The organism is Caballeronia sp. LZ032 (assembly GCF_031451315.1).
In the GTDB taxonomy this organism is placed as follows: Bacteria; Pseudomonadota; Gammaproteobacteria; order Burkholderiales; family Burkholderiaceae; genus Caballeronia.
Genome location: NZ_JARUXP010000002.1, coordinates 952391 through 965127 on the forward strand (window position 1 = coordinate 952391; position 12737 = coordinate 965127).

At 66.7% G+C, this 12737-nt stretch carries 9 protein-coding genes and 1 pseudogene; 9 read left to right on the forward strand and 1 reads right to left on the reverse strand.

Features of this window, described 5'->3' with window-relative positions; all coding sequences use genetic code 11:
* A pseudogene (locus tag QCE69_RS19875) lies at positions 1-631 on the forward strand (hypothetical protein); the annotation flags it as partial.
* Between the two features lie 361 nt (positions 632-992).
* On the opposite strand, the gene QCE69_RS19880 reads toward QCE69_RS19875, so the two are convergent.
* Positions 993-1136 carry a hypothetical protein gene (locus QCE69_RS19880; RefSeq protein ID WP_309932510.1) on the reverse strand — a complete coding sequence of 48 codons (144 nt, stop codon included), beginning with the start codon at positions 1134-1136 and terminating at the stop codon, positions 993-995.
* Between the two features lie 198 nt (positions 1137-1334).
* Between QCE69_RS19880 and QCE69_RS19885 the strand changes: the two genes are divergently transcribed.
* Genes QCE69_RS19885 through tssM form a run of 8 tightly spaced genes read left to right on the forward strand, consistent with a single transcriptional unit; the run spans position 1335 to position 12729 of the window.
* On the forward strand, positions 1335-3803 hold the full coding sequence (locus QCE69_RS19885) for a DUF2169 domain-containing protein (RefSeq protein ID WP_309932512.1): 2469 nt from the start codon (positions 1335-1337) through the stop codon (positions 3801-3803).
* Positions 3800-4873, forward strand: coding sequence for a pentapeptide repeat-containing protein (locus QCE69_RS19890; RefSeq protein WP_309932514.1), 1074 nt, complete (start codon positions 3800-3802; stop codon positions 4871-4873). The genes QCE69_RS19885 and QCE69_RS19890 overlap by 4 nt, the downstream gene beginning before the upstream one ends.
* A gap of 18 nt (positions 4874-4891) precedes the next feature.
* Positions 4892-5554 carry a DUF3540 domain-containing protein gene (locus QCE69_RS19895; protein ID WP_309921909.1) on the forward strand — a complete coding sequence of 221 codons (663 nt, stop codon included), beginning with the start codon at positions 4892-4894 and terminating at the stop codon, positions 5552-5554.
* Between the two features lie 16 nt (positions 5555-5570).
* Positions 5571-5960, forward strand: a complete 390-nt coding sequence (locus QCE69_RS19900; RefSeq protein ID WP_309921911.1) for a PAAR-like domain-containing protein — start codon at positions 5571-5573, stop codon at positions 5958-5960.
* Positions 5961-5973: 13 nt separating this feature from the next.
* Positions 5974-6486, forward strand: a complete 513-nt coding sequence (gene tssJ / locus QCE69_RS19905) for a type VI secretion system lipoprotein TssJ (RefSeq protein WP_309921914.1) — start codon at positions 5974-5976, stop codon at positions 6484-6486.
* A 7-nt stretch (positions 6487-6493) separates the two neighbouring features.
* Complete coding sequence (tssK, locus tag QCE69_RS19910) at positions 6494-7870, forward strand: type VI secretion system baseplate subunit TssK (RefSeq protein WP_309921916.1); 1377 nt, start codon at positions 6494-6496, stop codon at positions 7868-7870.
* Positions 7871-7927: 57 nt separating this feature from the next.
* Entirely contained in the window at positions 7928-9184 is a 1257-nt protein-coding gene (gene icmH / locus QCE69_RS19915) for a type IVB secretion system protein IcmH/DotU (protein WP_309932515.1), read from the forward strand.
* Positions 9181-12729, forward strand: coding sequence for a type VI secretion system membrane subunit TssM (tssM, locus tag QCE69_RS19920; RefSeq protein WP_309932517.1), 3549 nt, complete (start codon positions 9181-9183; stop codon positions 12727-12729). The genes icmH and tssM overlap by 4 nt, the downstream gene beginning before the upstream one ends.
* Positions 12730-12737 lie beyond the last annotated feature (8 nt).

The following is a 12737-nucleotide window of genomic DNA, read 5'->3' on the forward strand; positions in this document are numbered from 1 at the left end:
CACCACGCACACCACAGCCGGCTCACACACCATCGAAGTGGGCTTGCCGCTCGCTTCGGGCGACAGTTCGACTTCGCCGCCGCCATCCGGCGCGCAACGTCTGTTACAGCAGCAAGCCGGCGCAGGCTCAGCCGGTCAATTGCAGCAGGCGATGGCCGCACGACGAGGCAAGCGCGGCAAGAAAGCCCATGCCCGCAGCGAGATGCAGCAATCGACCGCACCTTCGGGTCCGGTCGGACAACTGCTGCAACAGGTCCCGGCCGTCCTGCAGGACTTTTTCACCCCGCAGCTCGATGGCCACGCATTCAACCTGACGGTGAACGGAAATGAAAACACGCTCATCGCGGGCGAGTCGTCGTCCCTCGTGCTCGGCATCGTCAACGACGTCATCGGTGGCGCTGAGAACCGCCTCAACATCGGAAACAAGCTCGATGTCATCGGCGGGACGCTCGAAGAACTCCACACGCTCGACGTCAGTGCAAAGGGAGCCGAGGTGTCGAATACCGGCTCCGTCGTCGAAAACACGGGAAGCGAGGTCACGTCGACCGGCTCGTCCATCTCGACCGTCGGATCAGAGGTGTCGACTACGGGATCGTCGGTTCAGACCGTCGGTTACGAGGTCAAGTTTTGAAGCCGGTCCGACCAGGAAAGAAGACGCGCAATGAAGGTCATGAAACTCACCTGGATGATGCTGCGGATGCACCCTTGTCGCGTCGATGCGACCAGAAGTTCGTCCCCCGGCATCCCGGGCATACGCGCATGCCGGGCGTGAAGATCGCAGCAACCATGCGAACCGTTTTGAAAGTTCCGTCACCAGAGCTCGACCCAGGCAGTCGGCCGACAGCGTTCGGGAATAACACGATGCAGTGTGCGTATTCCCGTCAGGATGACAAAGTTTCGCAACACGTTTGTTTGACTAACTATCCGATTATCAAAGAGCGACATGACCCAGATTGTGATGGCCTGCAGCCAAGCATTTGAGCCCGGCACACTCAGTTTCCGTTCCATGACAGGAAACGAAGCACTCGACCTCCCTGACCTTCGGGGTCGCCAACAACGTCATCACTGGCGTCGAGAACCGCCTCAGCATCGGCAACAAGCTCGACATCATCGCCGGGACGCGTGAACAGTTTCACGCTGTCAACGTCAGCATCCGGGGCGTCGAAGTCGCGGCCCGGGCCTCCTCCTTCGAGACCAAGGGGGCCGAATTCAAGGCGACCGGCTCGTCCATCTCGACCCTTGGCTCATCGATATCGAGCACTGGGTCGTCGATGCGTACCGTCGGTTACGACATGAAGTTCCGACACTGGCATTACCTTGAAAGAAGACGCGCAATGAAGATCATGAAACCAACCCGGCTGACGGTGCTTACGCGCCCTTACCGTCATCAGGGCAATGAACTGCTGGGCGTTGCGGTGGCCTGCATGGCAACGCTGGGCGACGCCCCGCGCGTCCTCGGAGAGCAGACGCTGTGGAATACGGTCGGTGCTGAACTGGCCGGCCAGACGCTGGATCTCGGCTTGCCCAAACGGCATCCCGAGTATCTGGCGACCGCCTGGGCCTACGGCACGCATTGCGACAAGCAGCACGCCTGTGAGGTGGCTCTGCGGGTCGCGCAGAGCAACAAGCGGGTACGTGTCACCGGCGACCGCGTCTGGCAGGACGGCCGGCCCCGGCCGGCTGCCCCGTTCGAGCGCATGCCGCTCGACTGGACGATGGCGTATGGCGGCCCGGCCTATCCGCAGAATCCACTCGGCCTCGGCCATGAGACCGAGACCCAGGCACAAGCTTCGTCACGCAAGCTGCCGAACCTCGAATACATCGATGACCTCATGACGTCATCGGACGCACCGGTGCGCAGCGCCAGCTTCGCACCGGTGCCCTCTTCCTGGCCGCAGCGTCGCGCGCTGTACGGCGAAGTCGACGATACCTACATCGAAGAAGATTTTCCGGGCTATCCGCGCACCATGGATGCCGCGTACTTCAACATCGCGCCCGCCGACCAGCAGTTCCCCGACCTGAGCGCGCTGCCCGCCGGGTGCGACTATGAACTCGTCAACCTGCATCCCGAGCGCGCGCGCATCGCGGGCCGGCTGCCGGCGCTGCACATGCGCGCCTTCGCCTGGCACACGAACACCGCTCCGGGCCGCGAGATTCCGCTGCGGCTCACGACGCTCTGGTTCCTGCCGCACATTGAGAAGGTCGTGATGATCTATCACGGCGTGATGGCCATCCGCACCTTCGATGCCAGCGATATCGCCTGCCTGATGCTGGCCGCGGAGACCGCCGGCCAGCCGCGTCCCGTCGCGCACTATGAAGACATCCACACGCGCCGGCTCGATCCGCGGCGCGGCGTGCTGTACGCGATGCGCGACGGCGATCTGTTCCCGGAAGACCTTGCCGCGAGCGGCGACTCGGCCTGGACGCCGGGCGAACCGAACGCGATGGCCCGCCAGTTCCTCAACCGTCTCGAGCGCGAATCGCAGGCGCTCGGCGCGCCGGCGGCTCCGCCCGCGACGCCCATGCCCTCGCGTCCCGAGCAGCTGGTCGAATACGTCGAGCAGACCGAGAAAGACGCGGAACGCAGAACCGCCGACCTGCGCAAGCGCGCCGATGAGATCCTCGCGGACCTGCGTCCGCCCGCTGCCGCCGAGCCCGCGTCGCCTCCGGCGCTGCCGGAGTTGCCGGGAGCGGTCATCGATCCGTCGCTGCTCGCCATGCGCCGCACGACGCAGCTGAAGTCCGCGCACTTCCGGCCCGCGCCGTCGCAGCCCGTCGCGGGTCAGACGGCCCACGCGGCCAGCAGGCGCGCCTGGGTGACGCAGGCGCTTGCGCAAGGCAGATCCCTGATCGAAGCCGATCTCGCCGGAGCGGACCTGTCGGACCTCGATCTCTCCGGTGTCGATCTCTCGCGCGCCAGCCTCGAAGGCGCTGACCTGAGCGGCGCGATCTTCATCGGCGCCTGTCTGAAGGAGGCCAATCTGGTGCGCGCAACGTTGCGCGGCACGCGCCTCTCCAACGCCGACCTGAGCGAAGCCAATCTCTCGCTCGTCGAAGCCGAGTCCGCCGATTTCCGCGAGGCCTGCCTGCGGCGAAGCGTGATCGAACAAGGCAATCTCGAACAATGCGATTTCTCGGGCGCGACGCTCGACCGCACGCAGTTCAGCAAGGGACGGTTCGGCACGAGCGTCTTTTGTGACGCGCGCATCAGCGACGTCGTCATGATGGATCAGGAGATCGGCCAAGCCGATTTCAGCCGCGCGGTCATCCGCAAGTTCGTGTTGTTCCGCTGTCCGTCGCAGACGCTGGACTTCAGCGGGGCGGACATCATCGGTCTCGGCCTGACGGAATCTCCGGTCGAACAGCGCCTGTGCTTCAACGGCGCGCGCCTGCACAAGGCGTGCTTCCTCCAGTGCGGCGCGCTGCACGCGAGCACCTTCGCCGATGCAGAACTGGTCGAAGTGAACCTGCACGCGGCCGATCTCGCCCGCAGCGACTTCACGCGCGCCCGCATTGCCAACAGCGATTTCTCGAGCGCCGACCTGCAAGCCTGCACGTTCCTCGACGCCCGCTTCGAGCGCGGCTATCTGGTCCGTGCCGACCTGCGTCTGGCGAGCCTGCAAGGCGCCGATCTGATCGAGGCCCTGCTGCGCGCCGCCGATCTGCGCGGCGCGGATCTGCGCGAAGCCAATCTGTTCCGCGCCAATCTGGGCGACGTGTTGATCGACGACACCACGCGTCTCGACGACGCCTATCAGGAGCGGGTCATCTGGTGTCCGCGCGCGCGTCCGGAGGCTGCATGATGGATCGGCTCGGCCTTGAACAGCAGGTGCGCGACGGCATGCCGGTGAGGGCGTTGTCGCTCGAAGGCGCTGCGTTGCAAGGCATGGATTGCGCGGGCGGCGTCTTCGAGCGGGTGGATTTTCGCGCCGCGAACCTGACGGGCGCACGGTTCGCCGATTGCGTGTTCGATCACTGCCGCTTCGGACACGCGGTGCTGGCCGATGCGCGCGTGACGGGCAGTCAGTTCCTGAATTGCGACATGGAGCAGGCCGACTGGTCCGCCTCGACCCTGCAGAGCGTCAGCTTTGTCGATTGCCGCGCGCCGCACGCGCGCTTCACACGGGCCGCACTCGACAGCCTGAATGTCCTGAAGGGCGATCTCGCGGGCAGCGTCTTCGATCATGCGCGCCTCGCGCTCAGTTTCTTCGACGAAGCCAACGTGGCGGGCGCGAGTTTCAACGCCAGCACGTTGCACAAGGTGTTCTTTCATCGCGTCGACCTGCGCCAGACGCCGTTCCGCGAAGCGTCGTTCGACAACGCCATCTTCGCGGAATGCAACCTGAGCGGCCAGGCCTTGAGCGGCCAGACGCTGCTGCGTTGCCAGTTCATCGAATGCGACATGAGCGAGGTCTGCTTCGAGAACGCGCATCTGCCGCACACCGGTTTCCCCGGCTCGCTGCTGGCAGGCGCGCGCTTCGACGGCGCGCGCGCAGCCTCGGCCTGCTTCTATCGCGCCCGGGCCGAGCGCATCCAGTGCCGCGACGCCGACATGCCCGGCACGATCTGGAGCGAGGCGCGCATCGATCACGCCGACTCTTCGCGCGCGCAGCTGCGCGGCAGCCAGTTTCACAAGGCGCAAGGGCGCGCGGCCCGCTTCGACGCAGCCCGTCTCGAAGCCGCGGATTTCACGGGCGCGACGCTGCACGACGCCCGCTTCGACGACGCCAGCTTCGAGCGCACGCTGTTCCATCGCGCGGAGTCGGAAGAACGGCCCTGGTCGGACAAGGAAGGCGCCCGCGACGCCGACGAAGAGCTGTACGCAGCCGAACAATGGTCGTCCCGGCGCGCCAGCCGGACGCCCGCCGCCTGATAACCGGAGAACCACTCAATGAGCAATCCTGCCAACCTGTTGACCCAGCAGCACATCGAAGCCCAGTGGCCGCGCATCGGCCGTGTCCAGCAGCTCGACGACGACGGGGCGACCGTAGGCGTCGCGCTCGACGGCGAAGTGATCGCCTGCCAGCCCGCGTTCAGCTGCCTGCTCGCGCCGGCTTGCGGCGACACCGTGCTGGTCACGCGCGAACGCACGCACGGGCATTTCGTGATCGCCATCATCGAGCGGCCCGGCGACGCGCCCGCAACGCTGCGCATGGCCCGCCCGATGATCGTCGAGGCCGAGGGCGGCCTGCGGCTGTCGAGCGCGCGCGATATCGAACTCGACGCGGCACAGCGCTGCGCCATTCACGCCGACCACATGACGCTCGATAGCGCGCGCGCCGAGCTGCATACGCAGACGCTGTCGCTGCGCGCGACGGTGGCGCAGGCGAGCGCGCAGACGTGGCGCAGCGTGACGCGCTCGCTGGAAACGCTGGCCGATCACATCGTGCAGGTCTGCAAGCAGAGCTTTCGCACCTGCGAAACAGTGGATCACGTGCGCGCCGCGCAGATCGATCACGAAAGCACGGAGCTCATGCGGCTGCACAGCCGCAACGTGCTGCTGAGCGCCGAACATCTGTCGAAGATCGACGGCGAACAGATCCATCTCGGTTGAACCCAGGAGAACCCACATGGTGATGGTGAATTCAAGCGCGGGCGGCGGCAACGACTCGGTGTCGGTCAACAAGACGCCGCCGGTCGGCACGCCGGCGGGCTACGACAACAACTCGCAGCGCGCGTCCGCACAGCCCAACGTGACGAACGTGATGGTCGGCGGCGGCTTCGCGCACAACATGGGCACCACGATCCCGGCGTCCAACGGCGATCAGGGCGGCGCGCAGGGCGGCGTGGCGTCGGGCTCGGTCTCCGCTTCATCACGCAATTCGCGCGGCGCGAACACGGTCTTGCTGCAAGGCATGCCGACCACGCGCATGACCGATCCCACCTTGCAGAACAACGCCAACACCACGGGCACCGGCAGTTCGCCCAGCCAGACCAAAGTGCTGAACATGGCGTCGTGACCCGGGAGCATCCATGAAGAACCGATTCGCACACCGTGCGGTCTGCGTCGTCGCGGCCATCGCGATGTGCGGATGCGCGTCCACCCAGCGCGACATGGACGTGCCGTACGAGATCACGCTGCACGTCGCCGACGACGCCAATCTCGGCGTGACCGGCAAGCCGTCGCCGATTCTCGTCGGCCTCTACGAACTCAAGTCGACCGGGGCCTTCGAAGCGGCCAGCTTCCCGACGCTTCAGGACCGCGCCAAGGACGCGCTCGGCGAGGACCTCGTCTTCACGCAGCAACTCATCATGCAGCCGGGCGAAACCAGGACGCTCCGCCGCCCGGGCGGCGCGCTCGCCACGCAACTGGGCATCGTCGCGGGGTATCGGCTGATCGACAAGCGTCTGTGGAAACAGACCGTGGCGCTCGCGCCGCCGAAGAGCACCAATCTCTACAAGGTGTGGCAGTTCTCGCCCCGCACCGAAAAGATCGCCGTGGAAATCACCCGTCAGAGCGTGACGGTCACGCTCGACAAACGTTGAAGACATCATGAACAACACTATCCGGGCGCGCGAATCATGGATCGATCACAGCAAGGTCGTGTGGTCCGAAGGCATGTATCTGCGGCCCCAGCACTTCCAGCAACTCGAACGCTACGTCGAGCACTACGTGCAGCACCGCAGCGCGGCCGGCGCGTCGCCCTTCTTCTGGGGTCTCGCCGATCTCGAACTCGATCACGGCGCGCTCAAGATCGGCAAGATCGCGTTGTTGTCGGCGCGGGGCGTGTTGCCTGACGGCACGCCGTTCTCGTTCCACAGCGGCGAGGACGCGCCCGCGCCGCTCGACATTCCCGCCACGCTGCGCGACCAGCGCATCGTGCTTGCCGCGCCGCTGCGCCAGCATGGCGCCGTGGACGTGATCTACGAGGACAGCCAGGGCTCGCTCGCACGCTATGTCGCGCAGAACACCGAGCTGGCGGACAACGTCGCGGTCTCGCTCGGACCGGCGGCCGTGCAGCTCGGCAAGATGCGCCTGCGCCTGATGCCCGAGTCGGAACTCGGCGCGGACTGGCAGGGCATCGGCGTGGTGCGGGTGCGCGAGCGCCACCCGGACAACCACGTTTCGCTCGACCCGGACTACATCGCGCCGATGCTGTCCGCGATCCGCCATCCGGTCCTGACCGGCCTCGTGCGCGAACTGCATGGCCTGCTCGAACAGCGCGGCGCGCTGCTCGAACAGCGCCTCAAGCGTTCCGGGCGCGGCAGCGTCGGCGAAGTGGCGGACTTCCTGCTGCTCGGCCTCGTGAACCGCGCGCAATCCGAAACCTGGCACGTGCAGCAGGCCGGCATGCAGCATCCGGAAATCCTGTTTCGCGACTGGCTCAGGCTCGCCTGCGATCTCAGCACCTTTACCAGCCCGACGCGGCGCCCGGTGGTGTGGCCGGTGTATCGCCACGACGACCTGCAAAGCTCGTTCGGCCCGCTGATGCTCGAACTGCGGCGTTCGCTGTCGAGCGTGATGGAACAGAGCGCGGTGGCCATCGAGTTGCAGGAGCGCGCGCAACGCGTCTGGGTGGCCCGCATCCCGACGCCCGAGCTGCTGCGCCGCGCCGCCTTCGTGCTCGCGGTGCGCGCGGACCTGCCCGCCGAAGCGGTGCAGACGCGCTATCCGGCGCAGGTGAAGATCGGGCCGGTCGAGCATCTGCACAATCTCGTGCATCTGCAACTGCCTGGTATCGGACTGCGCGCGCTGCCGGTCGCGCCGCGCCAGATTCCCTATCACGTCGATCACCACTACTTCGAACTGGACTCCAGCTCGGAACTGTGGGGCCAGCTCGAAAAGTCAGGCGGGCTCGCGCTGCATGTCGCGGGCGACCTGCCCGGACTCTCGATGGAATGCTGGGCGATCCGCAGTCAGGACCGCTAGCCCGGCGCGCCGCCCCGATCCACTCTTCACCGACTTCAAGACGCTATGGCAGAAGCAATGGCACTGACGCCTCCGGATACGGTTGCGTCGCCGGAAGCCCCGGCACGCGGCGGCACCCCGCTGCTCGCAACCGCAAACAGCCTGCTCGATACGGCTATCCAGATCCGCATCGGCGGGCCTGTCGAGCTCGAGGCCTTGCGCACCTATCTCGTCAGCGAGATGCATGCGTTCCAGGAACGCGCGACGCTGCTGGGCATTCCCGTCGAGACGATCATCGGCGCGCGCTATTGCCTCTGCACCGTGCTCGACGAGGCGATCGCGCTGACCCGGTGGGGCGGCGAAGGGCGCTGGTCCACGCACAGCCTGCTCGTCACCTTCCACAGCGAAACCTGGGGCGGCGAGAAGTTCTTCCAGTTGCTGGCGCGGCTGTGCCAGAACCCGGGCGCGCATCTCGACCTGATCGAGTTGCAGTATTACTGCCTGCAACTGGGCTTCGAAGGCCGTTACCGCGTGCTCGACCAGGGAGAAAGCCAGCTCGACGGCATCCGTCAGCGGCTGTTGCGGATCCTGCGCACGCAACGCGGCGAGTACGGCGCGCTGCTGTCGCAGCATGCGCTGCCGGACAAGCGCATCGCGACCGGACGGCGCGGCCGCGTGCCGGTGTGGGTCTGGCTGATCGGCGCGATGCTGGCGACGGGCGGCATGTACACGGCGTTCAAGAGTTCCGCCGATCGTCGCGGCGACGTCGTCGCGGCCGCGATCCGCCATGCGCGGCTGCCGGACATCGCCGCGCCGAGCGCCAAGGCGCCGACGGCGGCGAGCCTGCTGCAGGGCCTGTGCCGCCTCGGGCTGATCGAGGTCAAGGATCTGCCCGACCGCAGCATCGTGACGATTCACGGCGACGGCCTGTTCGCGTCGGGTTCGGCCAACGAGAAGGACGCGTACCGGCCGGTGCTGGCGAGCATCGCAGGGGCGCTGAACCAGTTGCCCGGCGACATCGTCGTCAACGGCTTCACCGACGACCAGCCCATGCACACGCAGGAATTCCCGTCGAACGACGCGCTCTCGCTGGCGCGCGCCCGGCGCGTCGAACAGATGCTGCTGGTGAACGGTTTGTCGGCGACCCGGCATATCACGGCGGCGGGGCTCGGCGACGCGAATCCGATCGCGTCGAACGACACGGCAAGCGGCCGGTCGCGTAACCGCCGCGTGGAGATCGTGCTGATGCGTGCAGCATCCTCACAGGTCGGCGACACACCGGGCGGCGATCCGCGAAACACGCAGGACAGCACACCCCAGGGAGCCGCGCAATGAGCTTTTTCCAACGAATCAGGAACGCGCTGTTCAGCCGCGAAATGGCGGTGACGATTCTGGTGTTGATCGTCGTCTGGCTCATCTGGAACGACTTCTCGCTCATCGCCATCGGCAATGCGCATCCGTTCGAGACGCCCGAGGCCCGCGAGTGGCTGATCGCCGCCGTGCTGCTGATCTGGGCCATCTGGCTGTGCTGGCGGCTCGGCTGGATCGTCGCCATCGCGCGGGCCTGCGGACGCACGCGCACGCGCTGGGTCGAACGCGCCGAAGTGGTGCGGCAACGGCGCGTGCCGCTCGGCGAGACCGAAAAGCGGCTGCGCGACGCCCTCGCCGTGCTCAGGCGCGGCACGCACGAGCGCGGCAAGCCGTGGCGCGGCTGGCTCGACCGGCTCACCGGCCATTACGTCTACGCGCTGCCCTGGTACGCGCTGCTCGGTGCGGACGGCGCGGGCAAGACCTCGTTCATCCGTGAGGCCGGGCTGGCGCAGCCGAAGTCGTCCGGGCCGGCTTCGCCGCTCGAAGACTGCTCGTGGTGGTTCGGCAACCGCTGCGTGCTGGTGGACGTGCCGGGCAGCTTCCTCGCGCCCGCCGACGGCGCCGCCGAGCGTTTCCCGCTGATGCGTCTGCTGCGGCGGCATCGCGCGGATCAGCCGGTCAATGGTGTGATCCTCGCGCTGCCCGTGGACGACCTGATGCACGCGGACGAACGTCACTGTCTGGAGCTGATCGCCCGGCATCGCGCGCGTCTCCAGCGCATGCAGGAAGAAGCCGGGATCGTGTTGCCGGTGTATCTGGTCGTGACCAAGATGGACCGTCTCGCGGGCTTCGCCGAAACCTTCGGCGCCTTGACGAACGAAGCGCGCGCGCAGGTGTGGGGCTGGACGCGTCCCGCCGATACGGGCGCGGCGCCGGACGTCGCCTTCGAAAGCGGACTCGCGGCGCTGGTCGACCGCCTGAACGATGGCCTCGCCGATACCCTCGCCCGCGAACCCGACGTGCGCAGGCGCCAGGACATCTATCTGTTTCCGCAGCAGTTCGCCGCGCTCAGGCCACGGCTTGCGTTGTGGTATGGGGAACTGTCGCGTCACTCGAAATACGAAACGAATCTCGCGGTACGCGGCGTCTACTTCACCAGCGCGCAGCAAGGCGGCAAGCCGCTCGACCTGGTGCTCGGCGAACGGCGCGAACGGCTGGGGCTGGCGGCGGATCAGGCCATGCCGGCGCTGGCGCCGCGCCACGGCAGCACGTTCCTCGCGCGGCTGCTGCCGGACGTGTTGCTGGAGGAAAGCGCGTGGGCCGGCCGGAACCGCGCGCAGACCGTCAGGCGCATGCTGATGCACGGCGGGGCGCTGCTCGCCACCGGCCTGGCGCTGACCGTGCTGGCCGCGCTCTGGACCAACAGTTATCTGTCCAACCGGACCTTCCTGCGCGATGTCGCCGGGCACACGGCCGATCTCGATCACTACAGCGGCGCGCCGCTGGAAGTGCCCCCCGGCGATGTCACCGCGCTCGCGCCGCTGCTCGAAATGGAACGCGCGTTGCCGGAGAGTCCGGCCATCGACGTCGAGAATCCTTCGACGCTGAGTCACCGCATGGGGCTGTACCAGGGCGACAAGATCGTCGATGCAACCGGCGATCTCTATCGGAAGACCTTGCGGGAGAAGCTGCTGCCGGTGGTCTCGGTGCGCATTCACGACATCCTCGCGGGCGCGCCGCCCGCCGACCTGGAATTCACCTACGACGCGCTGAAGGCCTATCTGATGCTCTACGACCAGAAGACCTGGGATCCCGAATTCCTCGCCGCCTGGCTGCAGCTGAACGTCAACCGCGCGCTGCCGGGCAACACGACGAAGGAGGCGCGTTCGCTGATCGACGGCCAGCTCGCGGATCTCGTCGCACTTGGACCGCTCGCCTCGCCGTTCCCGGTCGACAACACGCTCGTGAGCACCGTGCGCAGCCGCCTGCTGCAAATGCCGTTCGCGCAGCGCACCTACCACTACCTGCGCCGCAAGGAGATGGACGCCATCAAGGCGCCGGCCATTTCGATCGCCTCCGCCGGCGGTCCGGAAGCGAGCCTCGTGCTGACCCGCAAGAGCGGCCGGCCCATCACCGAAGGCGTGCCCGCGCTGTTCACCGCGAGCGGCTACTGGGAGCACATCAACAAGGACATCGACGATGCGGTCGAGCAGATGCGCCGCGAGGATCACTGGGTGCTCGGCGTGCCCGCCGACGCCGCCGGCCAGGAGAGCGGCGATTCGCGCCGCCAGTTGATCGACGCGGTCAAGCGCCAGTACTTCGGCGACTTCATCCAGACCTGGGACGACTATCTCGGCGACATCAAGGTCGTGCCGAGCCAGTCGCTGGTGCAGAGCATGCAGATTGCCCGCACGCTGTCCTCGCGCGACTCGCCGCTCAAGCTGTTCTTCACGGCAGTGGCCCGCCAGACCGATCTGCTGGACGGCCACGGCGCGCAGGTCCGGCGCGATACCGGACGCATTGCCGAGCGCATCGGCGAGGCGCGCAGGTCGCTCGCGCAGATGTTCGGCGACGAATCGTCGCCCACGAGCAGAAGTTCCGGCGAGCGGCCCGAGAGCATCGTCGACGATCATTTCGCGTCGCTCAGGCATCTGGTGCTCACCGGCGACGTGAACGACAAGGGCCCGGCGCCGATCGACGACGTGCTGAAGACCATCGACGGGCTGTATCAGTATCTGGTGTCGGTGAACGGCGCGGTGGACAGCAACAACCCGCCGCCCCAGACCGATGTGTTCAACCGGCTGAAGGCCGAGGCGGGACGCATGCCGTCGCAGATGCAGGGGATCGTCAACGACGTCTCAAAGACCGGCGAGGCGCAGGTCAACGGCATGATGAAGCGCGACCTGCGCAAGAGCGCCTACTCCAGCGTGGGCGCGGTGTGCGCGCAGACCATCGCGGGACGCTATCCGTTCGCGCGCAATTCGAACCATGACGTGGCGAGCAGCGACTTTTCGCGGATGTTCTCGCCAGGCGGACTGATGGACGACTTCTATCAGAAGAACCTGACGCACGGCATGACGACGAGCGCGGACACGGCGTCGTTCAACTCCGATCCGGGCGGCGGCTTCGCGGCGTCGTTCCGCAATGCGTCGATCATCCGCAACGTGTTCTTCGCGGGCAACGCGGCTTCGATGTCGTATGGCTTTTCGATCACGCCGCTCGACCTCGATCCCGCGATCACGGAGTTCGTGCTCGACGTCGGCGGGCAGAGCATGCGTTACGCGCATGGCCCTCAGATCCCCGTCAACATGCAGTGGCCCGGATCGCGCAGCGAAGTGGTCAGCCTGCAGGTGGTGACGCCGTCGGGCGCGTCGGGCATCCGCGCGCAGGGTCCGTGGGCGCTGCAACACCTGTTCGATCAGGCGAGCATCGTGACCAACGGCAACGCGGACGGCTTTGTCGCCACCTTCACGGTGGACGGTCACAAGCTGTCGATGACGATTCGCAGCAACAGCGCATACGACCCGTTCTTCCTGCCGCAGATGAAGGCCTTCGCATGTCCGTCGTGAACGCCTTG